The organism is Pseudomonas sp. 7SR1 (genome assembly GCF_900156465.1).
Classification (GTDB): Bacteria; Pseudomonadota; Gammaproteobacteria; order Pseudomonadales; family Pseudomonadaceae; genus Aquipseudomonas.
The window spans coordinates 2,351,846-2,378,808 of the sequence record NZ_LT707064.1 but is presented as its reverse complement, the minus strand read 5'-3'; the positions used below and the strand labels follow the sequence as shown (position 1 = coordinate 2,378,808).

Sequence of the window (26,963 nt, the reverse complement as noted above, 5' to 3'; positions counted from 1 at the left end):
CTGGAGGCTGGCCGCCGAATCAGGAACCCAGCAGCTCGGCCTTGACCAGCTTCGCCTGCTCGTCGGCATGGTACGAGGAACGCACCAACGGACCGGAAGCGACGTTCTTGAAGCCCATCCGGTAGCCTTCCTCGGCGAACCAGGCAAAGGTATCCGGGTGCACGAAGCGCTGGACCGGCAGATGGCTGCGCGACGGTTGCAGGTACTGGCCCAGGGTCAGCATGTCGATGTCATGTTCACGCATGCGCTTCATGACCTCGATGACTTCGTCGTCGGTTTCCCCAAGGCCCAGCATCAGGCCGGACTTGGTGGGGATGTGCGGCATCATTTGCTTGAAACGTTGCAGCAGGGTCAACGACCACTGGTAGTCCGACCCCGGACGCGCGGCCTTGTACAGGCGCGGTACGGTTTCCAGGTTGTGGTTGAAGACATCCGGCGGCTCGGCGGCGGTGATTTCCAGGGCGATGTCCATGCGGCCACGGTAGTCCGGCACCAGGGTTTCGAGCTGCACGTTCGGCGACAGCTTGCGGATCTCGCGGATGCAGTCGGCGAAGTGCTGGGCACCACCGTCACGCAGGTCGTCGCGGTCCACCGACGTGATGACCACGTACTTGAGCTTCAGGTCGGCGATGGCGACGGCCAGGTTTTCCGGCTCGCTTGCATCCAATGGTTTCGGACGGCCGTGGCCCACGTCGCAGAACGGACAACGACGGGTGCAGATGTCCCCCATGATCATGAACGTCGCGGTGCCGCCGGAGAAGCACTCCCCCAGGTTCGGGCAGGAAGCCTCTTCACAGACACTGTGCAACTTGTGTTTGCGCAACAGCGCCTTGATCCGGTCGACCTCCGGGGAAACCGGGATACGCACGCGGATCCAGTCCGGTTTCTTGGGTAGCTCGGTGGTCGGGATGATCTTGACCGGGATGCGTGCAACCTTCTCGGCGCCGCGCAGCTTTACGCCGGCCTCGACCTTGGCACGCGGAGCCGGACGTTCGGTAACATCCTGCGTCGGGATCATGGTTTGCACTGCATCAGTAGTCATATCAGTCGATTCCGCCCGTGAGGGTCGTCTGCTCAGCATAGTCGAGGTGTTTGACGAGCTGCGCGCGCAGCCGGGCACTTACCTCGGCAAATTCAATCGTTCCTGTGTGATCGCGCAGCTGGGTCATCGCCAGCCCCGCATAACCACAGGGATTAATCCGTCGAAACGGCGAAAGATCCATGTCCACGTTCAACGCCAGGCCGTGAAACGAACAACCGTGGCGGATCCGCAGGCCCAGGGAAGCGATTTTCGCCCCGTCGACATAGACGCCCGGTGCATCCGGCTTGGCTGCGGCGCTCACGCCGTAGCTGGCCAGCAGCTCGATCAGGCAGGTCTCCATGCGCGTCACCAGCTCACGCACGCCAAACCCCAGCTTGCGCACGTCCAGCAGCAGGTACGCGACCAGCTGGCCGGGGCCATGGTAAGTCACCTGCCCGCCGCGGTCGACCTTCACCACCGGAATATCCCCCGGCAGCAGCAGGTGCTCGGCCTTGCCGGCCTGGCCCTGGGTGAACACCGGCGGGTGTTCCACCAGCCAGACTTCGTCCGCGGTGGTGTCACCGCGTTCGTTGGTAAAGCGCTGCATGGCATGCCAGACCGGTTCGTAAGCCATCCGGCCCAGCTCGCGAAAGCCCAGCGTGCCCGGCATCACAACACCATGTGCACGAAACCGGTCGCCCGCAGTTCGCTGTTGATGTCGTACAGCTGTTCCTGGCCGGTGGCGATGATGTGCAACTGAATCGTGGTGTACTTGCCGTTGGTGCTCTGGCGCTCGGCCAGGCTCTTGAGATCAACGGTGGCGTGCTTCTCGACGATGGCGACGATCCTGTCCTTGAAGCCCACCCCTGTATCGCCGATTACCTTGATGGGGTAATCCGCGCACGGAAATTCGATTTTTGGCGCCTTTACTTCAGAGTCTGTCATGGCGTACGGCCTCACAAGCCGTGGTAACGAACATGGCCCCGCGCCGGACAGGAACGGGGCCATGAGGGTCAACACTCGAATCAGTTGAACAAGCCGTAGAAGAATAGACGGATGCTATCCCACATGCGGCGGAAGATACCACCTTCCTCGACCGCGTCCAGGGCGATCAGGTCGGCGCTGTGCACCACTTTGTCTTCCAGTTTGACTTCCACCTTGCCGATCACGTCACCCTTGGCGATAGGGGCGGTCAGTTGTGGATTCATGGTCATGCTGGCGGCAAGCTTCTTGAGCTGGCCTTTTGGCAGGGTCATGGTCAGGTCCTGGGCCAGGCCGGCCTTGACCTGGCTGCTGGTGCCTTTCCAGACCTGGGCCTGGGCCAGTTCGGTGCCCTTCTGGTAGAAGGTCTGGGTTTCGAAGAAGCGGAAACCGTAGGTCAGCAGCTTCTGGGTCTCGGCGGCACGGGCCACTTCGCTGTTGGTGCCGAAGACGACCGCGATCAGGCGCATGCCGTCACGAACCGCCGAAGACACCATGCAGTAGCCGGCCTCTTCGGTGTGGCCGGTCTTCAGGCCGTCGACGGTCTTGTCGCGCCACAGCAGCAGGTTGCGGTTAGGCTGCTTGATGCCGTTCCAGAAGAACTCCTTCTGGGAATAGATGGCGTAGTGCGCCGGGTCTTCGTGAATGATCGCCCGCGCCAGGATCGCCATGTCGTGAGCCGAGGAGTAGTGCTCGGGGTTCGGCAGGCCGGTGGGGTTCATGAAGTGGCTGTTGGTCATGCCCAGGTCGGCGACCGTCTTGTTCATCATGTCGGCGAACGCGTCTTCGCTGCCGGCAATGTGCTCGGCCAGGGCGACGCTGGCATCGTTGCCGGACTGGATGATGATGCCGTGCAGCAGGTCGCTGACGGTCACTTGCGAACCGACCTTGATGAACATCCGCGAACCGCCGGTGCGCCAGGCGTTTTCGCTGACGGTGACCGGGTCGTTTTCGCCGATCTGGCCGCGACGGATCTCCAGGGTGGCGATGTACGCAGTCATCAGCTTGGTCAGGCTGGCCGGAGGCAGGCGCTGGTCACCATTGCTCTCGACCAGCACGTTGCCGCTGCTGGCATCCATGAGCACAAAGGATTTGGCCGCCAGTTGTGGAGGCGACGGCATCATCTCGGCCGCGAACGCGGTGGGAGAAAGAAGCAGCGGGACTAGCAGGCAAAGGCGCTTGGCAAAGGTGGTGATGTTCATCCGTCTCTCGAAATCGCTAATGGGACTGCCCAAAGGCAAAACTAAACAGGCAGCCCTGGAGCTGCCGCGTATTTAAGTTGCTCACTCACATCCCTTGCCGGGCTTTTGTTATTCATGGAGCCAACAACCTGACCCGCTCGAACCGCAAGCGGGCCTTGAATCAAATCATTCGGCGGTGACCAGGCTCGGCGAACCGAGATTGGCCAGGCGCACGCTGTTCTGGACCTGCTGGACCTCACCCGGAGAACCGATCGGCCCCAGGCGCACCCGATGCAGTGTCTGCTGGTTGCGCACGATCGAGCTGATGAACACCGGAGCGCTCACCATCGTGCTCAGCTTCGACCGTAGCAGTTCTGCAGCGTCCGGGTTGGCGAACGCGCCCACTTGCAGATACTGGCCAGACGCCATTGCAGAAGCGTTTTTTTTTGCCTCGACCTGCATCGGCACGACGGCCGCGGCGTGCTGCTGCGGCGGAGGCGTCCACTGCTCCACCGTTCCGGTGGAAGCCGTCACCGCCGGCGCCGCATTCTGCGCCACTTTCGGCTCGTTGAGCATCAAAGGCGCCGGACGGCCTCGCTGGGCCCACCATTCCTGCGGGTCGATGCCCTCGACCTTGACCCGCGCGGTGCCGATTTCAGCGTAACCGAGTTTTTTCGCCGCCGCATACGACAGGTCGATGATACGGTCGGAATAGAACGGCCCGCGGTCGTTGACCCGCAGGATCACGCTCTTGTTGTTGTCCAGGTTGGTCACCCGGACATAACTGGGCAGCGGCAGGGTCTTGTGGGCCGCGCTCATGCCATACAGGTCGTACACCTCGCCATTGGCGGTGTTCTGGCCGTGGAACTTGGTGCCATACCAGGAGGCCGTGCCCGAAGCGACATAACGCTTGGAATCGGCCATCGGGAAGTAGGTCTTGCCCAGTACCGTATAGGGGTTGGCCTTGTAGGGACCGGTGTGCAGGGTCGGCGTGGCATCGGGAATGCGCGAGACATCCACGTCCCACCACGGCGCGCCGTCCTTGTGGGCACGGTTGATGTCCAGGCCCGGCGTGGCACGCACGGCGGTGCTGTTCTTCTGGGCCGGCGCGCGGCTGGTCGAACAGCTGACGACCAGCAGCGACAACGCGGCCAATGCCACGAGCTTCAGGGGTTGACAGGTAGGCAATGCCCGCATTATTTGACGCCCCGTGCTTTTACCAGCTCTTCAGACAGCTGATGCACGGCCATGGCGTACATCACACTGCGGTTATAACGCGTGATCGCGTAGAAATTCTTCAGGCCCATCCAGTATTCGGGCCCTTGTTCGCCTTCCAGGCGCATGGCGGTGACCGGCATGTCATCACGCAGCGCATCATGACTCGACCAGCCCAACGCTCGCAACTCCCCGACGGTTTTCGTCGGCTCGATGCCCTCGCTCAGCCCCTGGTCCACCTGGTCGCCACGCACGTCGGCACGGCTGACCACCGGCTGGCCGGCTTCCCAGCCGTGACGCTTGAAATAGCTGGCGACGCTGCCGATGGCATCGGTGGGGTTGGTCCATATATTGATGTGGCCGTCGCCGTCGAAATCCACTGCATAGGCGCGGAAACTGCTGGGCATGAATTGCGGCAGGCCCATGGCCCCGGCGTAGGAACCCTTGAGGGTCAACGGATCGACCTGTTCTTCGCGGGCCAGCAGCAGGAATTCACGCAACTCCTTGCGGAAGAACTCGGCGCGCGGCGGATAATCGAAGCCGAGGGTCGACAAGGCGTCGATGACCCGGAAGTTGCCGGTGTTGCGGCCAAAGAAGGTCTCCACGCCGATGATGGACACGATGACCTGGGCCGGCACACCGTATTCCTGCTCCGCGCGGGCCAGGGCGGCCTCATGCTGGCGCCAGAAGTCCACGCCCCGGGCGATGCGCGCCTCGGTGATGAACATCGGCCGGTACTCGCTCCACTGCTTGACCCGCTCGGCGGGCCGGGAAATCGCATCGAGGATCGACTGTTTGCGCTCGGCCTCGCGGAACACGCCCATCAGTTGCTCACCGGCGAAGCCATAGTCGCGGGTCATTTCACCGACGAATTCGGCCACCTGCGGCGAGCCTTCGTATTCGCCGGCCAAGGCGTGCGACGCAGCGCCCAGGAAGCCGACCAGGCCGATCCACGGAACATGTCGCGTCGACCAGCCACGCATTGCTTGCATTGAACTCTTCACCTTATTCAAACCTGAGCGATCCACTTGCGGTGTGTATGAATCGACATCAAAACCCCAAACGCTGACAGTAGCGTCACCAGCGAAGTTCCTCCGTAGCTAATGAAGGGCAACGGCACCCCCACCACGGGCAACAAGCCACTGACCATACCGATGTTGACGAAAACATAAACAAAAAACGTCATGGTCAGGCTGCCCGCCAGCAACTTGCCGAACAGGGTCTGGGCCTGGGCAGTGATGACCAGCCCCCGACCGATCAGCAGCAGGTAGATCAGCAGCAGCAGGCAGATGCCCACCAGGCCGAACTCCTCGCCCATCACCGCGATGATGAAGTCGGTGTGGCTTTCCGGCAGGAAGTCCAGGTGCGACTGGGTGCCCATCAGCCAGCCCTTGCCGAACACACCGCCCGAGCCGATGGCCGCCTTGGACTGGATGATGTTCCAACCGGTGCCCAGCGGGTCGCTCTCCGGGTCCAGGAACGTCAGGACCCGCTGCTTCTGGTAGTCGTGCATCACGAAGTACCACATGGCCACCGACACCGGCACGGCGGCGGCGATCACGCTCAGGATCCAGCGCCAGCGCAGCCCGCCCATGAACAGCACGAAGGCGCCGCCGGCCAGGATCAGCAGCGACGTGCCCAGGTCCGGCTGGCGCACGATGAGGATGAACGGGATGCCGATCAGCAACAGGCTGATACACACATGCTTGAGTTGCGGCGGCAGGGAGCGCTTGGACAGGTACCAGGCGATGGTCGCCGGCATGATGATCTTCAGGAATTCCGAAGGCTGGAAGCGGATCACCCCGGGAATGTTGATCCAGCGCGTGGCGCCCATGGCGTTGTGGCCCATCACGTCCACGACGATCAGCAGGCTCACGCCGACGACATAGGCCAGGGGCACCCAGCGTGCCATGAAGCGCGGCTCCAACTGGGCGATGACGATCATCGACACCAGGCCGATACCGAACGAAGTGGCCTGCTTGGCCAGCAGGTCCCAGCTCTTGCCGCTGGCCGAATACAGCACGAACAGGCTGCCGGCGGCCAGGATCAGCAGCAGGATGAGCAATGGTCCATCGATGTGCATGCGTTGCAGCAGGGTGGCGCGACGGCGCATCACGTCTTCGCTGGAGAGGATCCGGTCGAAATTACTCTTCACGGGCCGTAGCCTCCGCGCTGATAGGGCTTGCGAATTCAGGCTTGAGCTGACCGTGCTCATCCAGCAGCCAGGCGTCCATGACCTGACGCACCACCGGCGCGGCGACGCCGGAACCGGACTCACCGTTCTCCACCATCACCGACACGACGATCTTGGGGTTCTCGGCCGGGGCAAAACCGACGAACAGGGCGTGGTCGCGATGGCGCTCCTGGACCTTGGAACGGTCGTACTTCTCGCCCTGCTTGATGGCGACCACCTGGGCCGTACCGCTCTTGCCGGCGATCCGGTACGGCGAGCCGATGGCCGCCTTGCGCGCCGTGCCCCGGGCGCCATGCATCACTTGCTGCATGCCGTTGTTGACCTTCTGCCAGTCCGACGGATTGCGCAGGATGATGTCCGGCATCGGATCCGGGTCCACGGGGGTCTGGCCCTCGATGGTCTTGGCCAGGTGCGGACGGTGCCATTTGCCCTTGCTGGCCACCAGGGCCGTGGCCTGGGCCAGTTGCAACGGCGTGGCCTGCATGTAGCCCTGGCCGATCCCCAGGATCAGGGTTTCACCCGGGAACCACGCCTGGCGGCGGGTCGCCCGCTTCCATTCCCGGGACGGCATCAGGCCCGGCGACTCCTCGAACATGTCCAGGGAGACTTTCTGGCCGATCCCGAACTTGGTCATGTAGGACGACAGCCGGTCGATTCCCAGCTTGTGGGCCAGGTCGTAGAAGTAGGTGTCGTTGGAACGCATGATGGCCGTTTCCAGATCCACGTAACCGTCGCCGGTACGGTTCCAGTTGCGGTACTTGTGATCGTAGTTGGGCAGCATGTAGTAGCCAGGGTCATAGACCCGGCTCGAGGCGGTCACCACCCCGGCGTCGAGGCCGGCAATCGCCACCGCGGGCTTGATGGTGGAACCCGGGGGATAAAGACCGCGCAGCACACGGTTGAACAGCGGCCGGTCGATGGAGTCGCGCAGCTCGGCGTAGGCCTTGAAACTGATGCCGGTGACGAACAGGTTCGGATCGAAACTCGGCTGGCTGACCATCGCCAGGACTTCACCGGTGTTGGGGTCCAGCGCCACCACGGCCCCCCGCCGCCCGCCCAGCGCCGCTTCGGCGGCTTCCTGCAACTTGATGTCCAGGCTCAGCACGATGTCCTTGCCGGGAATCGGGTCGGTGCGCTTGAGCACCCGCAGCACGCGGCCCCGGGCGTTGGTCTCGACTTCCTCGTAGCCCACCTGGCCATGCAGCTCGGCCTCGTAGAAGCGCTCGATGCCGGTCTTGCCGATGTGGTGCGTACCGCTGTAGTTGACCGGGTCGAGGGTCTTGAGCTCTTTCTCGTTGATCCGCCCCATGTAGCCCACCGAGTGGGCAAAGTGCGGCCCCTGGGGATAATGCCGGACCAACTGTGCCACCACCTCGACGCCGGGCAGGCGGAACTGGTTCACCGCGATCAGGGCGATCTGTTCCTCGGTCAGCTCGAACAGGATCGGCACCGGCTCGAACGGCCGCCGCCCCTGGCGCATGCGTTTCTCGAAGATGGCCCGGTCCTCGGGCGTGAGCTGCAGCACTTCGACGATCACGTCGAGCACCTTCTGCCAGTCGCCGGAACGCTCGCGGGTCATGCTCAGGCTGAAGCTGGGCCGGTTATCGGCCACCACCACGCCATTGCGGTCGAAGATCAGCCCGCGAGTCGGCGGAATCGGCTGGACATGCACCCGGTTGTTTTCCGACAGTGTGGAGTGATAGTCGTACTGGATGACCTGCAGGAAATAGAGCCGCGCAATCAGCACGCCAATCAGCGCCACCACAGTGATGGCACCGAACACGACGCGACTGCGCACCAGGCGGGCGTCTTTTTCGTGGTCCTTGATGCGGATCGGCTGGGGCATGAGGGCTGGATTACTTGTGGTAAGGATGCCCGGACAGGACTGTCCAGGCACGATACAGCTGTTCACCGATCAGGATCCGCACCAGCGGGTGCGGCAACGTCAGGGGCGACAACGACCAGCGCTGGTCGGCCCGGGCACAGACTTCCGGCGCCAGCCCTTCCGGACCGCCGACCATGAAGTTCACCGTGCGCGAATCCAGCCGCCAGCGATCGAGCTCCACCGCCAGTTGCTCGGTGCTCCAGGGCTTGCCATGGACCTCCAGGGTGACGATCCGCTCGTTCGGCCCGACCTTGGCCAGCATGGCTTCGCCTTCCTGGCGGATGAAGCGCGCCACGTCGGCGTTCTTGCCACGGGTGTTGAGCGGAATTTCCACCAGTTCCAGGGCCAGCTCGGACGGAAGACGCTTGGCATATTCATGCCAGCCCTCTTCGACCCACTTGGGCATGCGGGAACCGACGGCGATCAGGCGCAGTCGCACAGCGGTCCCTTATTGCTGGTCTTTGTTGAGCTTGGTGAAGTGCTCATGGGTGTTTTCCGGGCTGTGGTGACGGGCATCGGCCGCACGGCTCTGCTCGGCACCGGCCCACAGGCGCTCCAGGTCGTAGAACTGGCGTGCCGAGGCGGTCATCATGTGCACGATGGCGATGTCCAGGTCCAGCAGTACCCAGTCGCTGTCGCCCTTGCCTTCTTCGCCCAGAGGCTTGAGGCCCTTTTTCTTCACCTCTTCACGGACCTTTTCCAGCATCGCGTTGATCTGGCGATTGGAGGTACCGGTGGCGATGATCATGTAGTCGGTGATGCTTTGCTTTTCGCGAACATCCAGAACCTGGATGTCCTGGGCCTTCACGTCTTCCAGGGCATCGACGATCACTTTGACCATCGGGTTCTCGATTACGGTGTCTTTGTTCGTCATATAAAACTCGTTTTGCTCATATGTTCGGGCGCTTCGTAACAGTGAAGCACGCCTTGTTCAGTTCGACGCACGGTACAGCCCGTGCGCATCGATGTAGGCCAGGACCGCGTCGGGCACCAGGAAACGTACCGACTTACCGCTGGCCAGCAGTTGACGGATCTGGGTGGCGGATACCGCGAGCGGCGTCTGCCAGACGAATGCAATCTGTCCGCTCGGCCCCTTCAGGGCCAGCGGGTCGCTCACCGAGCGGGCCGCCAGCAGGTTGCGCAAGGCATCCGGCGGCTCGCTGTCGGCATCCGGGCGCTGCAACACCAGGATGTGGCAATGCTGGAGCAACTCCTCCCAGCGATGCCAAGTAGGCAGGCCGCAAAATGCGTCCCAGCCCAGAAGCAGGAAAACCTGGGCATCGGCGGCCAGTTCGGCACGCATCAGCTCCAGGGTGTCAATGGAGTAGGACGGCTTGTCCCGCTGCAATTCGCGGGCGTCCACCACCAGCGGCGGCACACCTGCCACCGCGCACTCGACCATCGCCAGACGGTCCTGTGCCGATACCTGCGGCGTTCCCCGGTGCGGCGGCCTGGCGCTGGGCGTCAGGCGCAGCTCATCGAGGCCCAGGGCATCGGCGACTTCCAGCGCACCGCGCAAATGGCCGATGTGCACCGGATCGAACGTGCCGCCCAGGATGCCGATGCGCCGGGGCGCGGTTGTCATCGTCGCAGCGACTGCCGGGTCGAGATCGCCCAAGTCAGACCGGCTCCTGTCCGCGCAACTGGCCGTCACCGACCACAATGTACTTCTCGCAGGTCAGGCCTTCGAGGCCCACCGGGCCGCGGGCGTGCAGCTTATCAGTAGAAATGCCGATCTCGGCACCCAATCCGTATTCGAAACCGTCGGCGAAGCAGGTCGGGATATTGATCATCACCGACGCCGAGTCCACCTCGGCCACGAAGCGCCGGGTTTCGCCCTGGTGCTCGCTGACGATCGAGTCGGTGTGGTGCGAGCCGTGGCGATTGATGTGCTCGATGGCTTCATCCAGCCCGTCGACCACGCGGATCGACAGGATCGGCGCCAGGTACTCGGTGTCCCAGTCTTCCTGGGTGGCCGCAACGGCCTCGATGACCGCGCGGGTGCGCTCGCAACCGCGCAGCTCGACGCCTTTTTCGCGCAACTGTGCAGCCATGGGCGGCAGGAAGTCCCGGGCCACGGCCTGGTCCACCAGCAGGGTTTCCATCGCGCCGCAGATGCCATAGCGATAGGTCTTGGCATTGAAGGCGATACGCTGGGCCTTGGGCAGATCGGCGTGGGCACTGACATAGACGTGGCAGATGCCGTCCAGGTGCTTGATCACCGGCACGCGGGCGTCGCGGCTGATCCGCTCGATCAACCCCTTGCCACCACGAGGCACGATGACATCGACGAACTCGGGCATGGTGATCAGCGCGCCGACAGCGGCGCGGTCGGTGGTGTCCACCACTTGCACCACGGCCGCCGGCAGGCCGGCTTCGGCCAGGCCGCGCTGGATGCAGGCGGCAATGGCACGGTTGGAATGAATCGCCTCGGAACCGCCACGCAGGATGGTCGCGTTACCGGACTTCAGGCACAGGCTCGCCGCATCGATGGTCACGTTCGGCCGCGACTCGTAGATGATCCCGACCACGCCCAGGGGCACGCGCATCTTGCCGACCTGGATGCCCGACGGGCGATAGCTCATGTCGCGGATCGCCCCCACCGGATCCGGCAGTGCCGCGACCTGGCGCAGACCGACGATCATGCCGTCGATGCGGGCCGGCGTCAGCGCCAGACGCTCGAGCATGGCCGGCTCGAGGCCGTTGGCCCGGCCGGCGGCCAGGTCCAGCTCGTTGGCGGCGGACAGCTCGGCGCGCGCAGCGTCCAGCGCATTGGCGGCGGCCTGCAGGGCGCGGTTTTTCTGCGCGGTGCTGGCCCGGCCGATGATGCGCGACGCTTCGCGAGCGGCGCGACCCAGGCGGGTCATGTAGTCAAGAACGGACTCAGTCATGGTCTGTGTGGTCTTGGCGAGGGAGAAAGCGGCAGATTATAACTGTCGTATCCCTCGACTAACAGCGTGGACTCGCAGCGGTGACCGGCGGAAGCACAAAACCGGCACAAATTTCACCTGTTCAGCGGTGATTAAGATTGGCATTGCTATCATCGCGCTTCCTTTGGCCTCACTTCGCCCATCGTCATGACCGACTCGCCTTCTACGCCCACTGCCCTGCCCCACGCCTTCTTCGATCGCGACGCCCAGGTACTGGCCCAGGACCTGCTGGGCAAAGTCATCCGCCACAAGGTTGGCGAACTGTGGCTCAGCGCGCGGATCATCGAGACCGAGGCGTATTACTTTGCCGAAAAAGGCAGCCACGCCTCGCTGGGCTACACGGAAAAACGTAAGGCTTTGTTTCTGGATGGCGGACACATCTATATGTACTACGCCCGGGGCGGCGATTCGCTGAACTTCAGCGCCCAGGGCCCGGGTAACGCCGTGTTGATCAAATCGGCCTACCCTTGGGTCGATGGCATTTCCGGACCCCAGAGCCTGGCGCAGATGCTGCTCAACAACCCCGACGCCCAGGGTCGCCCGCGCACGCCGCAAAAGCTCTGCGCCGGCCAGACCCTGCTGTGCAAGGCCCTGGGTCTGAAAGTGCCGGACTGGGATGCCAGGCGCTTCGACCCCGAACGCCTGCTGGTGGAGGACGTGGGCGTACCGACGGTCAATGTGATCCAGACCACCCGCCTGGGCATCCCATTGGGGCGCGACGAACACTTGCCCTATCGCTTCGTCGATGCGGCCTATGCCCCCTGGTGCACCCGTAACCCGTTGCGACGCGGCCAGGTCGAAGGTCGCGACTATTTTTTGCTTGGATGAACACAGCACCGCCGAACCCTGGGGCAGCGAGCTTGCTCACGATAGCGTCGGATCAGCAGAATGGGGGGCTGACTGACCCACCGCCATCGCGAGCAAGCTCGCTCCCACAAGGGTCTCGGTGACCACGGTCTCTCGCTCCCGCAAGGGCCCGGTGCAGGAAAGGTTGCATGCCGATCACTTTTCAACGGAGTTGTTCTTATGGGCCCATGGCTCGATAGCATCACAGGATGGCTGGCCGCCAACCCGCAATGGCTTGCGGTAGCGGTATTCATCGTTGCATGTGTGGAATGCCTGGCAATCGCCGGGCTGATCGTGCCGGGTACCGTGCTGCTGTTTGCGGTGGCGGTGCTGGCCGGCAGCGGCGCGCTGTCCCTGGGCGAGACGTTGCTGCTGGGCCTGCTGGGGGGCTTGCTCGGGGACCTGGTGTCGTATTTCCTGGGGCGGCACTTCCACCAGAACATCCGGCGCCTGCCGGGGCTGCGCCATCACCCGGAATGGATGAGCGCCGCGGAAAACTATTTCCAGCGCTACGGCATCGCCAGTCTGCTGGTGGGCCGCTTCATCGGCCCGCTGAGGCCGATGCTGCCGATGGTGGCCGGGATGTGCGACATGCCGTTCCCGCGCTTTGCCGCCGTCAGCCTGCTGGCCGCGGCGGGCTGGAGCGTGGCGTACCTGCTGCCGGGCTGGGCCACCGGGGCGGCGTTTCGCCTGCCGCTGCCCGAAGGCTTCTGGCCCCAGGCCGGCGTGGTTATCGGCAGCATCGCCGTGATGATCGGCTTGAGCGTCAACAGCAGCCTGCGCCGCCATCGACATGCCGCGGCATTGATCGCCGGCCTGGGCCTGGTGATCCTGATCGGCCTGTTCATCGGGTTCCGCTACCTGAGCGCCTTCGACCAGGGCCTGATGGCGCTGGTCCAGGAGCATCGCAGCCCGAACCTGGATGAAATCGCCGTGACCTTCACGCTGATCGGCGAATTCCGCTACATGCTGATTTTCAGCGTACTGCTTACCGTCCTGCTGCTGGTGGCACGTCAATGGCGACAGGCAATCTTCGCCGGTTCGACGATGCTGATCACCGCCTTGGCCAATACCGGACTCAAGCATTTCTTCGCCCGCATGCGTCCGGAAATCCTCACCGAACCCCTGACCAGCTACAGCATGCCCAGCGGCCATGCCTCCGGCTCGTTCGCGATGTTCCTGGCCCTCGCCGTCCTGGCCGGGCGTGGCCAGCCGCCGCGCCTGCGCCTGACCTGGCTGTTGCTGGGCTGCATGCCGGCCCTGGCCATCGCGCTGTCACGGGTATACCTCGGCGTCCACTGGCCGAGCGACATCCTGGCTGGCGCCATGCTCGCCGCCTGCGTCTGCGCCGCCATGCTGTGGCTGAGCCAGCGCCAGGCGCCGCTGCAGGCCATGCCGCCGAAGATCTGGTGGCTGGTCCTGCCGGCCCTGGTGGCGGGGTTCAGCTTCTTTGCATTGCGACACCTGCCCCATGGGATGCTGCGGTATGCCTATTAGGCAATCCAGAGCAAGCTCGCATCCACAGGGGATCGGTGCTGTCTGGTGGTGTCAGGCGAAGAGTTCGCCCTGCAACTCGTCGAGCAAGGCCTGGATGGCGTCCAGGCGCTGCTGGGGATCGTCGAGCTGCAGCAGGTCGAGCTTGTCCAGCTCATTGAACGGCAGCAGGTAGGCCAGTTGGTTGGCCAGCGATTGCTGGCCGGTCGCTTCGGTGCCCATGTTCAGCGCCTCGACCATCGGATGCTCGGCCAGGGCCTTGAGCAACGCCACCAGGTCGGCGTCCTCGTCCTGCAACGGTTGCTCCGGCTCTTCCTCCAGCCACTCCACTTCAGCGACCGTCAGTTGATCCGGCTGCACCGTGCTGCTGTGCACGATGAAGCGGCGTGCGCCCTGCACGCGAATCCCCAGCAGGCCGTTGTCCTGCTGGGAAAAGTCGGTGATCCGCGCTTCACAGCCGACCCGCGCGTAGCCTTGCGGCGCGATACCGACTTCCTGGCCATCGAGGATGCACACCACCCCGAACCCCTCACCTTGCTTCATGCAGCGGCCGATCATGTCGAGGTAGCGCGCCTCGAAAATCTGCAGATCGAGGATGCACCCGGGAAACAGCACCGTGTTCAACGGGAAAAGCGGCAACGTCATAACCCAGTTCCTTAGACGGTCATCGATACAACCAGCGGCAGCAGCACCGCCGTGGCCACGCCCATCAGGCTCATCGCCAGCGCCGCGAAGGCTCCGGACTCCTCGCTTTCCTGCAATGCCACCGAAGTGCCCACCGCATGGGCCGTCAGGCCCAACGCCATGCCCCGCGCCTCAGGGCTGCGCACGCCCAGGCGGTCCAGGATGCCCGGCCCCAGGATCGCCCCCAGCACGCCGGTGATCAGCACGAACACCGCGGCCATGGCCGCCACGCCGCCGATCTGCTCGGCCACCAGCATGGCGATCGGCGATGTCACCGACTTGGGCGCCATGGTCATCAGGATCATATGCTCGGCCCCCAACGCCCACCCCAGCAGCACTGCGGACCCGGTGGCGAACACTCCGCCTATCACCAGCGTAGTAAAAATCGGCCAGAACAATTGCCGGATCCGCCGCAGGTTCAAATACAGCGGCACCGCCAGGGCGACCGTGGCCGGGCCCAGCAGGATGCTGAGGATCTCGGTGCTCTTGCGGTATTCGGCGTAGCTGATGCCGCAACCGACCAGCACACCGATCAGCACCAGCATCGACATCAACACCGGTTGCAGGAATATCCAGCGGGTCTTTTCGAACGCTGCCAGCACCAGTTGATAGGCACCCAGGGTGATGCCGATGCCAAACAGTGGATGATGGATCACCGAGGTCCAGGCGCCTTGCCAATCGAGCATCATTGCGAGTCCTCCGGCGCCGGAGCGTGACGCCGGGCCAGGCGCTGCATCAGCACGCCGGTCAGCGCCACGGAGAAGACCAGCGACAACGTCAGCGCCCCGACGATGGCCCAGAAGTCGGCGGCGATGGCCCGGGCATAGACCATCACCCCCACCGCCGGCGGCACCAGCAGCAAGGGCAGGTACCGCAACAGGCTGCTGGCGGCCAGGCTCAGCGGCTCGCTGACCTCGCCCCGCATGACCAGGTAACCCAGCAACAGCAGCAGGCCGATGATCGGCCCCGGCAGCACCGGCAAGAACAAGTGATTGATGGCGGTGCCCAGCAATTGGAACAGCACCAGCCAGGTCAGGCCCCGTAACAGCATCCGCTCTTTCCCCCGCGACATGTCCCCATTGAATGCGCCCGCATTATAAGCATGCCCGCGCTATGGTCCGGCATTCGTAAAAAGCATGGTCGATGACCTGCCCGGTCCGTCATGTTGATCTACAGTGGTTCTCCGGGGACCCAGGTCCCCGCTCCAGATAAAACCGATGAACCAAGGAGAGTCTCAATGCCCTATGTGCCTGTTGCAGCGCTCAAAGATTATGTCGGCAAGGAACTGGGACGTTCCGAATGGCTGAGCATCGACCAGGACCGCATCAACCTGTTCGCCGAAGCCACTGGTGACTTCCAGTTCATTCACGTCGATCCGGTCAAGGCGGCACAGACCCCGTTCGGCAGCACCATTGCCCACGGGTTCCTGTCGCTGTCGCTGATGCCCAAGCTGATGGAAGACATCCTGATCCTGCCCGAGGGCGTGAAGATGGTGGTCAACTACGGACTCGACAGCGTGCGTTTCATCCAGCCGGTGAAAGTCGATTCCAGGGTCCGGCTCAAGGTCGACCTGGTGGACGTGACCGAGAAAAAACCCGGCCAATGGCTGCTCAAGGCCACCGCCACGCTGGAAATCGAAGGCTCGGACAAACCGGCCTACATCGCCGAGCCCCTGTCGCTCTGCTTCGTGTGAACCCAGGCGGAAGCGAAGCCGCCCAGGCAGTTTCGCACCGCTTCTCTATATCCAGAAGGCGCAGCTGCGGCATACTCGTCGCCTGATTACCTGGATCCCCGTTATGCGCTCACTTGCTCCCTTGGCCCTGACCCTCTTGCTGACTGCCTGCGGCGACGGCGAATCGCTGCTGCCGCCCGACGCTCGCCTGCCCGATGGCGGCCGCTACCGCGGTGAGCTGGTGAACGGCCTGCTGCAAGGCCAGGGGCGCGTCGACTACCCCAACGGCAGCTGGTACGCCGGGCAGTTCGACCAAGGCCAATGGCATGGCAACGGGGAATGGCACGGCAGCAACGGCGAGGTCTATCGCGGCCAGTTCCAGCATGGGCTGTTCCATGGCCAGGGCAGCCTGAGCACGCCCAACAGCAGCTACAGCGGCGGGTTCAAGCACGGCCGGCGAGACGGGGAAGGCACGCTCAAGGAAAACGGCATGACCTACCGCGGCGAATTCAAGGCCGACCGGTATTCAGGCCTCGGACGCCTTGAGCTCGCCGATGGCAGCCAGTACCAGGGGCCCTTCACCAACGGCAAGCCCAACGGAGAAGGCCAACGCTTGGATGCCGCCGGCAATCAGTTCACCGGAAACTTCGTCGACGGCCAGCTGCAAGGCCGGGGCACCTTCAACAGCGCCGATGGCGATGTCTACGTCGGCGGGTTCAAGGACAACCAGCTCAGCGGCCGCGGTCGCTACGAAAACGCCGATGGCGATGTCTGGATCGGCCAGTTCAAGGAAGGCGCCCTCACCGGCAAGGGCGAACTGATCGGTGCCGATGGCAGCCATTACCGCGGTCAATTCAATGAATGGCGTTTCACCGGCCAGGGCCGCCTGAACCTGCCCGATGGCAGCTTCTACATCGGCCAGTTCGAAAACGACAGCTATAACGGTCGCGGCACCCTGGCGCTCACCGACGGCACGGTACAGAGCGGTATCTGGGCCAATGGCCAGCGGGTGCGCGACGCCGACGGCAAACCGCTGCCGGATGTACTCGAACTCGGCCTGCTGGCCCAGGGCCGGCTGCTGGACGACGCACTGGCCGACATCCCCGCCTCGACGGCAGCGGTGGAGCTCTACAGCCTGACCCTGGGCGGCGACGGCAAGCAGAGCGTGTTCCTGCGCGAATCCGACTATGTCGCCAACATGCTCACCAGCCGCTTCGGTGCGTTCGGCCAGATCCGCCTGGTCAACCATCGCGACCACCTGGGCGACCGTCCCATGGCCACCCGCGAAAGCCTGCGGCGCGCCGCCCGCACACTGGCCGAGCGCAGCGGCCCGGAAGACCTGGTGTTCATCTACCTCACCAGCCATGGCACCAGCGAACACGAACTGGTCCTGGACCAACCGCGCATGGAACTGGCCGACCTGCCCGCCGATGAACTGGCGGCGGTGCTGGCGCCCCTGAAAAACCGCGACAAGATCGTGGTGATCTCGGCCTGCTACTCAGGGGGTTTCATTCCGGCCCTCAAGGACGAACGCACCCTGATCATGACCGCTTCCCGGGCGGACCGGGTGTCCTTCGGCTGTTCCGAGGAGGCCAACTTCACTTATTTCGGCGATGCGCTGTTCGCCCAAGCACTGAACCAGACCGACGACCTGGAACAGGCTTTCAAGCTGGCCAAGGCCACCGTTGCCGAACGGGAACAGGCGGACAATTTCGAAGCCTCCGAACCGCAGATCTGGGCGCCCAGGACGGTGCTTTCCCACTGGCAACTGCTGCGTAAACAGCAGGCGCGCAAAGCATTGCAAAGTACCGCACTGAACGACGAGGGCCAAAAGAGCAACTAAGCTGAACCGTATCAAGGGGGAAACACCATGTACTTGACGCCTCAGCATGTCTTGCTCGCCGGCGCTACCGGGCTGACCGGGGAACACCTACTGGACCGGTTGCTCAACGAACCGACCATCAGCCGGGTCCTGGCGCCTTCACGCCGGCCATTGGCGGAGCACCCGCGCCTGGAAAACCCGGTCGGGGAGCCGGCCGACGTACTGCCGCGACTCGACGGCCAGGTCGATATCGCCTTTTGCTGCCTCGGCACGACCCTCAAGAAAGCCGGCTCCGAACAGGCCTTCCGCGCGGTGGACCTGGACCTGGTCGTCGCGTTTGCCAAGCGTGCCCGGGAACTGGGGGCCCGGCACCTGATCGTCATCAGCGCCTTGGGGGCCGATCCAAAATCGTCGATCTTCTACAACCGGGTCAAAGGCGAGATGGAAGCGGCGCTCAAGGCCCAGGACTGGCCGCAACTGACCATCTGCCGGCCTTCCCTGCTGCTGGGGGAACGGCCCGAGCCTCGCCTGGCCGAGCAACTGGCCGGCCCCTTGTCGAAGCTGATCCCGGGCAAGTACCACGGCATCGAAGCCTGCCAACTGGCCCGCGCCATGTGGCGCCTGGCCCTGGAAGAGCAGGATGGGGTGCGGGTGGTGGAGTCGGATGAGTTGCGCAAGCTGGGCAAGTAGGCTGGGCAAGCGGCCCCGTATCCAAGCCAAGCGCTTGTGGTGCGAGGCAATTGTGGCGAGGGGACTCATCTCCGCTGGGCCGCGACGCGGCCCCAAGGCAGCCAGCTCGATCGGCCTGATATACGCCTGTTGCGGTTTTGGGACTGCTGCGCAGTCCAGCGCGGATAAATCCCCTCGCCACGGGAGTGCTTTCGTGCAGCTACCTCTTCTGAGCCCTACATCCCGCCAGTCGCCTGGAACCCCACGCCCATTGCCGTGAACAACGACAGCGGCAGCAACAGGGTGTCGAGCAACGCACTGGCCGGCAGGTCGACGCCTGGATAGCGCGGGGCCTCGGCGCCGAAGCGGTCCTTGGCGCAACAACCGCCATTGAGGGCATAGAGATCCAGCCGCGTCCCGGCATATACCACCGGCGCACCAGGCTTGGCGGCGTCGAGGGTACGAGCGGTGGCACAGCCGGCCAGTTGCAGCGCCAGCGCCAGGACCAGCAGCTTATTCATCGCTGCTCAAATGATGCTCCCCCCAACGCGGCAACATGTCCTGGGGAATGTTCAGCAGATTGAGGACTCGCGCGACCACGAAATCGATCAGGTCGTCGATGGTCTGCGGCTGGTGATAAAACCCGGGGGAAGCCGGCAGGATGGTTACGCCCATGTTCGACAGCTTGAGCATATGCTCCAGATGAATACTCGAGTACGGCGCCTCCCGAGGCACCAGGATCAACTGCCGGCGCTCCTTGAGCGTCACGTCCGCGGCCCGCTCGATCAGGTTGTTGCAGGCACCGGTGGCGATCGCCGACAGGGTTCCGGTGGAACACGGCACCACCACCATCGCCGCCGGCGCGCCGGAGCCGGAAGCCACCGGCGACATCCAGTCCTCCTTGCCGTACACACGGATCTGCCCCGCCGCAGCTCCCGTGTATTCGGTGAGGAACGCCTGCATCATCTGGGTCTTGGCCGGGAGGCTCACGTCGGTCTCGGTGGCGATCACCAGTTGCGCCGCCTTGGAGATGAGGAAGTGCACCTCGCGATCTTCCCGCACCAGGCAATCGAGCAGGCGCAAGCCGTACTGGGCGCCGGAAGCTCCAGTCATTGCCAGTGTGATGCGTTCGGGGCCATTGTCCCCCAGGCGAGTATTCATTTGAGCGCCTCGGCCAGTTTGCCATGCAGGCCGCCAAAGCCACCGTTGCTCATGATGACCACGTGCGTGCCGGGCTGTGCCTGGCTCTTCACGCGCTCGATGATGCCTTCCAGGGAATCGCTGACAATCGACGGCACCGTGCACAACGCCGCAGTGGCTCCCAGGTCCCAACCGAGGTTGGCCGGTGAGTACCAGATCACCTGATCGGCATCCACCACGCTTTCGGGCAGGCCATCACGGTGCGCACCAAGCTTCATGGAGTTGGAGCGCGGCTCGATAATGGCAATCAACGGCGCATCGCCGATGCGCTTGCGCAAACCGTCGAGGGTGGTGGCGATGGCGGTCGGGTGGTGGGCGAAGTCGTCATAGAGGGTGATGCCGCGCACTTGGGCGACTATCTCCATACGCCGCTTGACGCTCTTGAATGCGCTCAATGCGGCGATGCCCATGGAAGGCACCACACCGACATGCCGGGCCGCCGCCAGTGTCGCCAGGGCGTTGGCGACGTTGTGCTGGCCGGTCAACGCCCACTCCACCACACCCTGGGATTGGCCTTCAAACATGACCTCGAACTGCGAGCCATCTTCGCTGAGCAATTTCACTTGCCACTGCCCGCCCGCGCCGGTGGTCTGCACCGGGGTCCAGCAGCCCATCTCGATGACGCGCTGCAAGGCCGGTTCGGTGGTGGGGTGGATGACCAGGCCTTCGCTCGGGATGGTACGTACCAAGTGATGGAACTGCCGTTCGATGGCGGCCAGATCAGGGAAGATGTCCGCATGATCGTATTCAAGGTTGTTGAGAATCGCCGTGCGGGGACGGTAATGGACGAACTTCGAGCGTTTGTCGAAGAACGCGCTGTCGTATTCGTCCGCCTCGATCACGAAAAACGGCGTGCCGCCCAGGCGCGCCGATACCGAGAAATTCTGCGGCACGCCGCCGATCAAGAAGCCCGGGCTCATGCCGGCGTGCTCCAGGACCCAGGCCAGCATGCTGCTGGTGGTGGTCTTGCCGTGGGTGCCGGCCACTGCCAGGACCCAACGGCCCTGCAGCACATGGTCGGCCAGCCACTGCGGCCCCGACACATAGGGCAAGCCCTTGTTGAGCACGTATTCCACCGCCGGGTTGCCACGGGACATGGCGTTGCCGATGACCACCAGGTCCGGCGCGGGGTCCAGTTGCGCCGGGTCATAGCCCTGGGTCAGTTCGATGCCCTGGGCTTCCAGCTGGGTGCTCATCGGTGGGTAGACGTTGGCGTCGGAGCCAGTCACGTGATGGCCCAGCTCCTTGGCCAGGACCGCCATCGAACCCATGAAAGTGCCGCAAATACCGAGAATATGGATGTGCATAGTCGACCTCGTAAAACATGGCCGCAGGTTAGCCTAGGGAGGGGGAAATCGCACCTTGTGTTTCGATTTCACGCCGCCTTTACAGGTGCCCGCCAGACTTGCAAACAGCCCATACCCCCTGCGGGAGCGAGCCTGCTCGCGATAGCGGTGGGTCAACTTGCGTTGATGCTGGATGTGCCGCCGTCATCGCGAGCAGGCTCGCTCCCACAGTTGACCGCATTCCTTCAGGTAGATGCGCTGCGGCTCAGCGGGCGATGGCGTGTTTACGCAACTTTCGGTAAAGGGTATTGCGGCTGATCCCCAGTTGTTCCGCCGTGTGGGTCATGTGCCAGCGCTGACGCTCCAGGGCATCGAGCAACGCCAGGCGCTCGGCATCTTCCAGGGGCCGTTCTGCCACCGTTTCGACCACGGCAACCGGGCGCTGGCGGATCATCGCCGGCAAGTCTTCCAGGCCGATCCGCCCGCCTTCGCACAACGCGGCCAGGGTGCGCAGGACATTGCGCAACTGCCGCACATTGCCCGGCCAGTCGAACCCCAGCAACGCCTGGCGTGCCGGTTCATCGAGGTTGATCATGTCGGCACCAGCCTCTTCGGCCAGCAGGAAATCCAGCAACTGGGCCTTGTCGCCGCGCTCGCGCAATGGCGGCAAGGCAATCTCCAGGCCGTTGAGCCGGTAATACAGGTCCTCGCGGAAGCTGCCATCCCGGACCCGCTCGAGCAATTGCCGGTGAGTTGCGCTGATGATGCGCACGTTGACAGGCTCGGGCTCGCCGCCAATGGGCACCACCTGGCGGTCTTCAAGCACGCGCAACAGCCGGGTCTGCAAGGCCAGGGGCATGTCGCCGATCTCGTCCAGGAACAACGTTCCGCCGTCGGCCTGCTGCAGCTTGCCGCGCATGCCTTCCTTGCGGGCCCCGGTGAAACTGCCGCCGCGATAACCGAACAGTTCGCTCTCGATCAGGCTTTCCGGGATGGCCGCGCAGTTGAGGGCGACAAAATGCTTGCCGGCGCGCTGGCTGGCGTGGTGCACGGCCTTGGCGAACGCCTCCTTGCCGGAGCCGGTTTCGCCATGGATCAGCAGCGGCACGTCGCGTTCGAACACCCGCAGCGCCTTGCGAAAATGCTCCTGAAGCGTCGTATCCCCCAGGCAGATACCCGACGCCCGCGCGGGTTCGATGGCCTTGAGCGCCGGCGCGATCGGCACCGGCACGCTGCGCGCCTGGCCACGCAAGACAGCGAACAGATGCCGCCCATCTCGGCTGCGCAGTGGCCAACTGGCGCTGGCCTGGGGACTGGCCCGGCCCAGCAATTCGTCCAGGGAACAGTCGAAAAAGTCCTCGACCCGCTGACCGATCAAGCCACCGCGCATGTGCCCGAGCAGGTTCAGGGCGCTCTGGTTGACCGCGCGGATCCGCCCTTCGCCATCGAAAGCCAGCAGCCCTTCGCTGAACAGGCCCACGGATTCGGCTTGCAAATGGAAGCGCAACAGCCATTGATCGTCGAAGCAACGCAGGAAGTAGCAGCTCTCGATCATCTTCGCCGACAGGTTGACCAGCGCCATGGTGTGGAACTGGCTCTGGCGCGACACGTCGGGCCGGGCCGAGGACACGTCGAGCACCGCCATCAATTCGCCGTGCGGGTCGAAGACCGGGCTCGCCGAGCAGGTCAGGCCGGTATGGCGACCGCGAAAATGTTCTTCCTGGTGGATGGTCAGGGCCTGGCGCTCCACCAGGCAGGTGCCGATGCCGTTGGTGCCTTCGCAGGCTTCGCTCCAGTCGGCGCCGAGCCAGAGACCGGCCCGTTCGAAGATCTTGCGTTCGCTGGGAGCGGTGACGCAATTGAGGATCACCCCCCGGGCGTCGGTGAGCAGCACCGCATGACCGGCGCCGGAGAGTTGCTGGTGCAGGCTGGTCATTTCCGTGCCGGCGATATTCAGCACCTGCTGCAGGCGCTCGCGGCTCTCCAGCACCCGGCCATGCTCGAGCACCGTCGGCGCCAGGTTCTGGGCCGGGTCGAGGTGATAATCCTCCAGGCAGCGCAGCCAGGAACGGGCGATCGATGGATCGCTGCCAGGGCCCTGCAAATGGGCCTTACCCTGGGTGACCGTGAAGACTTGCTGGGCATGGCGGGTCAAATGGTTGCTGTGCATTTCTTATTATTCTCCCCGAAGGTTGCGGCCTTGTTGGAGTAACGGTCCGGACACCTGATGCTTTATCTGACACTTAACCTGTACGTGACGCTTGAACCTGGTTGGGCACTTGATCCCGGGGCTGGCACTTAACCTGTGGCGAGGGGATAGATCCCTCGCCACAGGTACATCCACTCACCAAAAGATACCCCTTCGCCATAACGGTGTTCGGCAGGCCATCTGGCGCATGCCCCAGCATCCTCCAGCCCAACCGGCAATGCAATGCTGGCGAGACCCGGCAGTCACAGACTGTCTCACCCATGGCACAAAGTGTCACACCCGCCGTATCGCGATCGTCACACCGGCTATCCGTTTGTCCGACGAACTCCTCCTGAAGTCTTGATTTACGGGCCCTGCAAGGCAATGGCCCAACCTTTGCTCTAGGTTTAAATACCGGCGCTCGATTTGCGCGGCCTCCCGTATAAGCACAAAAGCCAAGGAGAACTCATCATGCGTTACGCTCACCCCGGTACTGAAGGCGCTATCGTTTCGTTCAAGAGCAAATACGGTAACTACATCGGCGGCGAGTTCGTCGCGCCTGTCAAAGGTCAGTACTTCACCAATACTTCCCCGGTCAATGGCCAGCCCATTGCCGAATTCCCGCGCTCCACGGCCGAAGACATCGAAAAGGCCCTGGACGCCGCCCATGCTGCCGCTGATGCCTGGGGCGCCACGTCGGCCCAGGCGCGTTCGCTGATCCTGCTGAAGATCGCCGACCGCATCGAACAGAACCTCGAGACCCTGGCGATCACCGAATCCTGGGACAACGGCAAGGCCGTACGCGAGACCCTCAACGCCGACATCCCCCTGGCAGCGGATCATTTCCGCTACTTCGCCGGCTGCCTGCGGGCGCAGGAAGGGGCGGCCGCCGAGATCGATGGCAACACCGTGGCCTATCACATCCATGAGCCACTGGGCGTGGTCGGGCAGATCATCCCGTGGAACTTCCCGCTGCTGATGGCCGCCTGGAAACTGGCCCCGGCCCTGGCCGCCGGTAACTGCGTGGTGCTCAAGCCGGCCGAGCAAACCCCTCTGGGCATCTGCGTGCTCATGGAACTGATCGGCGACCTGCTGCCACCCGGCGTGCTCAACGTGGTGCAAGGCTTCGGCAAGGAAGCGGGTGAAGCCCTGGCCACCAGCAAGCGCATCGCCAAGATCGCCTTCACCGGTTCCACCCCGGTGGGCTCGCACATCATGAAATGCGCCGCCGAGAACATCATCCCGTCCACCGTGGAACTGGGCGGCAAGTCGCCGAACATCTTCTTCGAAGACATCATGCAGGCTGAGCCAAGCTTCATCGAAAAAGCCGCCGAAGGCCTGGTGCTGGCGTTCTTCAACCAGGGCGAAGTCTGCACCTGCCCTTCCCGTGCCCTGGTGCAGGAGTCGATCTACGACGAATTCATGCAAGTGGTGATGAAGAAAATCGAACAGATCAAGCGCGGCGACCCGCTGGACACCGACACCATGGTCGGCGCCCAGGCTTCGGAGCAGCAGTTCGACAAGATCCTCTCGTACCTGGAGATCGCCAAGGGCGAAGGCGCGCAATTGCTCACCGGCGGCGCGGTGGAAAAACTCGAGGGCAACCTGGCCAGCGGTTACTACATCCAGCCGACCCTGCTCAAGGGCACCAACAAGATGCGCGTGTTCCAGGAAGAAATCTTCGGCCCGGTGGTGAGCATCACCACCTTCAAGGACGAAGCCGAAGCCCTGGCCATCGCCAACGACACCGAGTTCGGCCTCGGTGCCGGCCTGTGGACCCGCGACATCAACCGGGCCTACCGCATGGGCCGGGCCATCAAGGCCGGGCGCGTCTGGACCAACTGCTACCACCTGTACCCGGCCCACGCCGCGTTCGGTGGCTACAAGAAGTCCGGTGTCGGCCGTGAAACCCACAAGATGATGCTCGACCACTACCAGCAGACCAAGAACCTGCTGGTGAGCTACGACATCAATCCGCTGGGGTTCTTCTAAGCCATTGGGGCAAGGCAGGTTCTCCTACCTTGCCCCTTAGACAGCTATCGCGAGCAGGCTCGCTCCCACAGTGGATCTGTTGCCAACCCTGGAAAAAGAGTTATCCACAGATCCCTGTGGGAGCGAGCCTGCTCGCGATAGCGCCCTCACTGACAACATCCATTTACCGCCCACCGCTCTGGCATGAGCCTTGCGTGCCCGCTCCACCACAAACCCGAAAGTCCAACAGATCGAACAATAAAAAAGAAGAGAGGACTTATGACAACCACGACTCAACTCAAACCCACACTCGGCACCCTGCATTTATGGGGCATTGCCGTCGGCCTGGTGATTTCCGGCGAGTACTTCGGCTGGAGCTACGGCTGGGGAACCGCAGGGACCCTGGGCTTTCTCGTCACCGCCCTCATGGTGGCGCTGATGTACACCTGTTTCATCTTCAGCTTCACCGAACTGACCACCGCGATTCCCCACGCCGGTGGGCCTTTTGCCTACAGCCGACGGGCCTTTGGCGAGAAAGGCGGGTTGATCGCCGGCATCGCCACCCTGATCGAATTCGTCTTTGCGCCGCCGGCCATCGCCATGGCCATCGGCGCCTACCTCAACGTGCAATTTCCGGAACTGGATCCCAAGCTCGCGGCCGTCGGCGCGTACGTGATCTTCATGACCCTGAACATCCTCGGCGTCAGCATCGCCGCCGCCTTCGAACTGGTGGTCACGGTGCTGGCGGTCGCCGAACTGCTGGTGTTCATGGGCGTGGTCGCGCCGGGCTTCAGCTTCAGCAACTTCGTGCTCAACGGCTGGGCCGGCTCCAACGAGTTCAGCCTCGCCTCGATCCCGGGCATTTTCGCGGCGATCCCCTTCGCCATCTGGTTCTTCCTGGCCATCGAAGGCGCGGCCATGGCCGCCGAAGAAGCCAAGGACCCGAAACGCACCATTCCCCGGGCCTATGTCAGCGGCATCCTGACCCTCGTCTTCCTGGCCATCGGCGTCATGATCATGGCCGGCGGCGTAGGCGACTGGCGGCAACTGTCGAACATCAATGACCCGCTGCCCCAGGCCATGAAAGCCGTGGTCGGCAACGACTCGACCTGGATGCACATGCTGGTGTGGATCGGCCTGTTCGGCCTGGTGGCGAGTTTCCACGGGATCATCCTCGGCTACTCGCGCCAGTTCTTCGCCCTTGCCCGGGCCGGCTACCTGCCACGGGGCCTGGCCAAGCTGTCCCGCTTCCAGACTCCGCACCGGGCGATCCTGGCCGGCGGCGTGATCGGCATCGCGGCGATCTACAGCGATGGCCTGGTGAACCTGCAAGGCATGACGCTGACGGCGGCGATGATCACCATGTCGGTATTCGGCGCCATCGTGATGTACATCATCAGCATGCTCAGCCTGTTCAAATTACGTAAGACCGAACCGAACCTGGAACGCACCTTCCGCGCCCCGGGCTACCCGATCGTACCGGGCATCGCGCTGTTCCTGGCGGTGGTGTGCCTGGTGGCGATGGCCTGGTTCAACCCGGTGATCTGCCTGGTCTTCCTCGGTTTCATGATTGCCGGCTACCTGTATTTCCAACTGACCGCCAAGCAACGCTCCAACGCCCCGGCGGACGCTATGCTCACAGGTATCTGAAGTTGCACCGGCACCGGGCCGAGGGCCCGGTGCCTGCCATATAGAAGTGCATGCCAACCCCCTGTGGGAGCGAG

General features: G+C 63.6%; 26 protein-coding genes. 7 read left to right on the top strand and 19 right to left on the bottom strand.

Annotation, left to right across the window (positions count from 1 at the left end):
- Positions 1-19: 19 nt before the first annotated feature.
- The 12 genes from lipA to BW992_RS10780 all read right to left on the bottom strand — a co-directional run bounded on the left by lipA (position 20) and on the right by BW992_RS10780 (position 11,368).
- Positions 20-1,042: a lipoyl synthase gene (lipA, locus tag BW992_RS10835; RefSeq protein ID WP_072395828.1), complete on the bottom strand. Its 1,023-nt coding sequence runs from the start codon at positions 1,040-1,042 to the stop codon at positions 20-22.
- 1 nt (position 1,043) lies between these two features.
- On the bottom strand, positions 1,044-1,691 hold the full coding sequence (gene lipB / locus BW992_RS10830) for a lipoyl(octanoyl) transferase LipB (protein ID WP_072395827.1): 648 nt from the start codon (positions 1,689-1,691) through the stop codon (positions 1,044-1,046).
- Positions 1,691-1,966, bottom strand: a complete 276-nt coding sequence (locus tag BW992_RS10825; protein WP_072395826.1) for a DUF493 domain-containing protein — start codon at positions 1,964-1,966, stop codon at positions 1,691-1,693. Before BW992_RS10825 ends, lipB begins: the two co-directional genes overlap by 1 nt.
- Before the next feature lie 80 nt (positions 1,967-2,046).
- Positions 2,047-3,204 (bottom strand): D-alanyl-D-alanine carboxypeptidase family protein, encoded by a 1,158-nt coding sequence (locus BW992_RS10820; RefSeq protein WP_072395825.1) that lies wholly within the window; start codon positions 3,202-3,204, stop codon positions 2,047-2,049.
- 165 nt (positions 3,205-3,369) lie between these two features.
- Positions 3,370-4,380 carry a septal ring lytic transglycosylase RlpA family protein gene (locus BW992_RS10815; protein ID WP_076406197.1) on the bottom strand — a complete coding sequence of 337 codons (1,011 nt, stop codon included), beginning with the start codon at positions 4,378-4,380 and terminating at the stop codon, positions 3,370-3,372.
- On the bottom strand, positions 4,380-5,390 hold the full coding sequence (gene mltB, locus BW992_RS10810; protein WP_072395815.1) for a lytic murein transglycosylase B: 1,011 nt from the start codon (positions 5,388-5,390) through the stop codon (positions 4,380-4,382). Before mltB ends, BW992_RS10815 begins: the two co-directional genes overlap by 1 nt.
- 17 nt (positions 5,391-5,407) lie before the next feature.
- Positions 5,408-6,511: a rod shape-determining protein RodA gene (gene rodA / locus BW992_RS10805; protein ID WP_165887857.1), complete on the bottom strand. Its 1,104-nt coding sequence runs from the start codon at positions 6,509-6,511 to the stop codon at positions 5,408-5,410.
- 31 nt (positions 6,512-6,542) lie between these two features.
- Positions 6,543-8,438, bottom strand: coding sequence for a penicillin-binding protein 2 (gene mrdA / locus BW992_RS10800; protein ID WP_072395811.1), 1,896 nt, complete (start codon positions 8,436-8,438; stop codon positions 6,543-6,545).
- A gap of 10 nt (positions 8,439-8,448) precedes the next feature.
- Positions 8,449-8,916, bottom strand: coding sequence for a 23S rRNA (pseudouridine(1915)-N(3))-methyltransferase RlmH (gene rlmH, locus BW992_RS10795; protein ID WP_003185785.1), 468 nt, complete (start codon positions 8,914-8,916; stop codon positions 8,449-8,451).
- Between the two features lie 9 nt (positions 8,917-8,925).
- On the bottom strand, positions 8,926-9,351 hold the full coding sequence (gene rsfS, locus BW992_RS10790; protein ID WP_072395809.1) for a ribosome silencing factor: 426 nt from the start codon (positions 9,349-9,351) through the stop codon (positions 8,926-8,928).
- Between the two features lie 57 nt (positions 9,352-9,408).
- Entirely contained in the window at positions 9,409-10,062 is a 654-nt protein-coding gene (gene nadD, locus BW992_RS10785; RefSeq protein ID WP_168199065.1) for a nicotinate-nucleotide adenylyltransferase, read from the bottom strand.
- Between the two features lie 34 nt (positions 10,063-10,096).
- Positions 10,097-11,368 carry a glutamate-5-semialdehyde dehydrogenase gene (locus tag BW992_RS10780; RefSeq protein ID WP_076406195.1) on the bottom strand — a complete coding sequence of 424 codons (1,272 nt, stop codon included), beginning with the start codon at positions 11,366-11,368 and terminating at the stop codon, positions 10,097-10,099.
- 186 nt (positions 11,369-11,554) lie between these two features.
- Between BW992_RS10780 and BW992_RS10775 the strand changes: the two genes are divergently transcribed.
- Both BW992_RS10775 and BW992_RS10770 read left to right on the top strand, forming a co-directional pair.
- Positions 11,555-12,235 (top strand): DNA-3-methyladenine glycosylase, encoded by a 681-nt coding sequence (locus BW992_RS10775; RefSeq protein WP_072395802.1) that lies wholly within the window; start codon positions 11,555-11,557, stop codon positions 12,233-12,235.
- A gap of 198 nt (positions 12,236-12,433) precedes the next feature.
- A complete protein-coding gene (locus BW992_RS10770) occupies positions 12,434-13,750 on the top strand; it encodes a bifunctional DedA family/phosphatase PAP2 family protein (RefSeq protein ID WP_072431401.1) in 1,317 nt (438 codons plus the stop codon).
- Positions 13,751-13,801: 51 nt separating this feature from the next.
- On the opposite strand, the gene BW992_RS10765 is transcribed toward BW992_RS10770, so the two are convergent.
- The 3 genes from BW992_RS10765 to BW992_RS10755 are packed head-to-tail and all read right to left on the bottom strand — an operon-like array spanning position 13,802 to position 15,482.
- Positions 13,802-14,392: an LON peptidase substrate-binding domain-containing protein gene (locus BW992_RS10765; protein ID WP_072395798.1), complete on the bottom strand. Its 591-nt coding sequence runs from the start codon at positions 14,390-14,392 to the stop codon at positions 13,802-13,804.
- An 11-nt stretch (positions 14,393-14,403) separates the two neighbouring features.
- Positions 14,404-15,120: an LrgB family protein gene (locus BW992_RS10760; protein ID WP_072395787.1), complete on the bottom strand. Its 717-nt coding sequence runs from the start codon at positions 15,118-15,120 to the stop codon at positions 14,404-14,406.
- The gene (locus BW992_RS10755; protein WP_072395785.1) at positions 15,117-15,482 is read right to left on the bottom strand and encodes a CidA/LrgA family protein; all 366 of its coding nucleotides are present in this window, start codon (positions 15,480-15,482) and stop codon (positions 15,117-15,119) included. Before BW992_RS10755 ends, BW992_RS10760 begins: the two co-directional genes overlap by 4 nt.
- A 186-nt stretch (positions 15,483-15,668) precedes the next feature.
- Between BW992_RS10755 and BW992_RS10750 the strand changes: the two genes are divergently transcribed.
- The 3 genes from BW992_RS10750 to BW992_RS10740 all read left to right on the top strand — a co-directional run bounded on the left by BW992_RS10750 (position 15,669) and on the right by BW992_RS10740 (position 18,615).
- Entirely contained in the window at positions 15,669-16,124 is a 456-nt protein-coding gene (locus tag BW992_RS10750; RefSeq protein WP_072395783.1) for a MaoC family dehydratase, read from the top strand.
- 103 nt (positions 16,125-16,227) lie between these two features.
- Positions 16,228-17,946, top strand: a complete 1,719-nt coding sequence (locus BW992_RS10745) for a C13 family peptidase (protein ID WP_072395781.1) — start codon at positions 16,228-16,230, stop codon at positions 17,944-17,946.
- A gap of 27 nt (positions 17,947-17,973) precedes the next feature.
- Positions 17,974-18,615: an oxidoreductase gene (locus BW992_RS10740; RefSeq protein ID WP_072395779.1), complete on the top strand. Its 642-nt coding sequence runs from the start codon at positions 17,974-17,976 to the stop codon at positions 18,613-18,615.
- A 215-nt stretch (positions 18,616-18,830) separates the two neighbouring features.
- On the opposite strand, the gene BW992_RS10735 is transcribed toward BW992_RS10740, so the two are convergent.
- The 4 genes from BW992_RS10735 to BW992_RS10720 all read right to left on the bottom strand — a co-directional run bounded on the left by BW992_RS10735 (position 18,831) and on the right by BW992_RS10720 (position 23,250).
- Positions 18,831-19,115 carry a YceK/YidQ family lipoprotein gene (locus tag BW992_RS10735; RefSeq protein WP_072395777.1) on the bottom strand — a complete coding sequence of 95 codons (285 nt, stop codon included), beginning with the start codon at positions 19,113-19,115 and terminating at the stop codon, positions 18,831-18,833.
- Positions 19,108-19,755 (bottom strand): flavin prenyltransferase UbiX, encoded by a 648-nt coding sequence (gene ubiX, locus BW992_RS10730; RefSeq protein ID WP_072395775.1) that lies wholly within the window; start codon positions 19,753-19,755, stop codon positions 19,108-19,110. The genes BW992_RS10735 and ubiX overlap by 8 nt, the downstream gene beginning before the upstream one ends.
- Positions 19,752-21,101: a UDP-N-acetylmuramate:L-alanyl-gamma-D-glutamyl-meso-diaminopimelate ligase gene (mpl, locus tag BW992_RS10725; RefSeq protein WP_072395773.1), complete on the bottom strand. Its 1,350-nt coding sequence runs from the start codon at positions 21,099-21,101 to the stop codon at positions 19,752-19,754. Before mpl ends, ubiX begins: the two co-directional genes overlap by 4 nt.
- Before the next feature lie 244 nt (positions 21,102-21,345).
- Positions 21,346-23,250 (bottom strand): sigma-54-dependent Fis family transcriptional regulator, encoded by a 1,905-nt coding sequence (locus BW992_RS10720; RefSeq protein WP_076406193.1) that lies wholly within the window; start codon positions 23,248-23,250, stop codon positions 21,346-21,348.
- A 489-nt stretch (positions 23,251-23,739) separates the two neighbouring features.
- Here BW992_RS10720 and exaC point away from each other — a divergent pair, with 489 nt between their 5' ends.
- Positions 23,740-25,260, top strand: coding sequence for an acetaldehyde dehydrogenase ExaC (gene exaC, locus BW992_RS10715; RefSeq protein WP_072395758.1), 1,521 nt, complete (start codon positions 23,740-23,742; stop codon positions 25,258-25,260).
- Between the two features lie 258 nt (positions 25,261-25,518).
- A complete protein-coding gene (eat, locus tag BW992_RS10710) occupies positions 25,519-26,889 on the top strand; it encodes an ethanolamine permease (RefSeq protein WP_072395756.1) in 1,371 nt (456 codons plus the stop codon).
- Positions 26,890-26,963: the final 74 nt, after the last annotated feature.

What these genes read in the sequence shown, in the direction of transcription:
- lipA (WP_072395828.1), bottom strand. Translation starts at nt 1,042, where the DNA reads ATGACTACTGATGCAGTGCAAACCATGATCCCGACGCAGGATGTTACC.
- lipB (WP_072395827.1), bottom strand. Translation starts at nt 1,691, where the DNA reads ATGCCGGGCACGCTGGGCTTTCGCGAGCTGGGCCGGATGGCTTACGAA.
- BW992_RS10825 (WP_072395826.1), bottom strand. Translation starts at nt 1,966, where the DNA reads ATGACAGACTCTGAAGTAAAGGCGCCAAAAATCGAATTTCCGTGCGCG.
- BW992_RS10820 (WP_072395825.1), bottom strand. Translation starts at nt 3,204, where the DNA reads ATGAACATCACCACCTTTGCCAAGCGCCTTTGCCTGCTAGTCCCGCTG.
- BW992_RS10815 (WP_076406197.1), bottom strand. Translation starts at nt 4,380, where the DNA reads ATGCGGGCATTGCCTACCTGTCAACCCCTGAAGCTCGTGGCATTGGCC.
- mltB (WP_072395815.1), bottom strand. Translation starts at nt 5,390, where the DNA reads ATGCAAGCAATGCGTGGCTGGTCGACGCGACATGTTCCGTGGATCGGC.
- rodA (WP_165887857.1), bottom strand. Translation starts at nt 6,511, where the DNA reads ATGCGCCGTCGCGCCACCCTGCTGCAACGCATGCACATCGATGGACCA.
- mrdA (WP_072395811.1), bottom strand. Translation starts at nt 8,438, where the DNA reads ATGCCCCAGCCGATCCGCATCAAGGACCACGAAAAAGACGCCCGCCTG.
- rsfS (WP_072395809.1), bottom strand. Translation starts at nt 9,351, where the DNA reads ATGACGAACAAAGACACCGTAATCGAGAACCCGATGGTCAAAGTGATC.
- nadD (WP_168199065.1), bottom strand. Translation starts at nt 10,062, where the DNA reads ATGACAACCGCGCCCCGGCGCATCGGCATCCTGGGCGGCACGTTCGAT.
- BW992_RS10780 (WP_076406195.1), bottom strand. Translation starts at nt 11,368, where the DNA reads ATGACTGAGTCCGTTCTTGACTACATGACCCGCCTGGGTCGCGCCGCT.
- BW992_RS10775 (WP_072395802.1), top strand. Translation starts at nt 11,555, where the DNA reads ATGACCGACTCGCCTTCTACGCCCACTGCCCTGCCCCACGCCTTCTTC.
- BW992_RS10770 (WP_072431401.1), top strand. Translation starts at nt 12,434, where the DNA reads ATGGGCCCATGGCTCGATAGCATCACAGGATGGCTGGCCGCCAACCCG.
- BW992_RS10765 (WP_072395798.1), bottom strand. Translation starts at nt 14,392, where the DNA reads ATGACGTTGCCGCTTTTCCCGTTGAACACGGTGCTGTTTCCCGGGTGC.
- BW992_RS10760 (WP_072395787.1), bottom strand. Translation starts at nt 15,120, where the DNA reads ATGATGCTCGATTGGCAAGGCGCCTGGACCTCGGTGATCCATCATCCA.
- BW992_RS10755 (WP_072395785.1), bottom strand. Translation starts at nt 15,482, where the DNA reads ATGCTGTTACGGGGCCTGACCTGGCTGGTGCTGTTCCAATTGCTGGGC.
- BW992_RS10750 (WP_072395783.1), top strand. Translation starts at nt 15,669, where the DNA reads ATGCCCTATGTGCCTGTTGCAGCGCTCAAAGATTATGTCGGCAAGGAA.
- BW992_RS10745 (WP_072395781.1), top strand. Translation starts at nt 16,228, where the DNA reads ATGCGCTCACTTGCTCCCTTGGCCCTGACCCTCTTGCTGACTGCCTGC.
- BW992_RS10740 (WP_072395779.1), top strand. Translation starts at nt 17,974, where the DNA reads ATGTACTTGACGCCTCAGCATGTCTTGCTCGCCGGCGCTACCGGGCTG.
- BW992_RS10735 (WP_072395777.1), bottom strand. Translation starts at nt 19,115, where the DNA reads ATGAATAAGCTGCTGGTCCTGGCGCTGGCGCTGCAACTGGCCGGCTGT.
- ubiX (WP_072395775.1), bottom strand. Translation starts at nt 19,755, where the DNA reads ATGAATACTCGCCTGGGGGACAATGGCCCCGAACGCATCACACTGGCA.
- mpl (WP_072395773.1), bottom strand. Translation starts at nt 21,101, where the DNA reads ATGCACATCCATATTCTCGGTATTTGCGGCACTTTCATGGGTTCGATG.
- BW992_RS10720 (WP_076406193.1), bottom strand. Translation starts at nt 23,250, where the DNA reads ATGCACAGCAACCATTTGACCCGCCATGCCCAGCAAGTCTTCACGGTC.
- exaC (WP_072395758.1), top strand. Translation starts at nt 23,740, where the DNA reads ATGCGTTACGCTCACCCCGGTACTGAAGGCGCTATCGTTTCGTTCAAG.
- eat (WP_072395756.1), top strand. Translation starts at nt 25,519, where the DNA reads ATGACAACCACGACTCAACTCAAACCCACACTCGGCACCCTGCATTTA.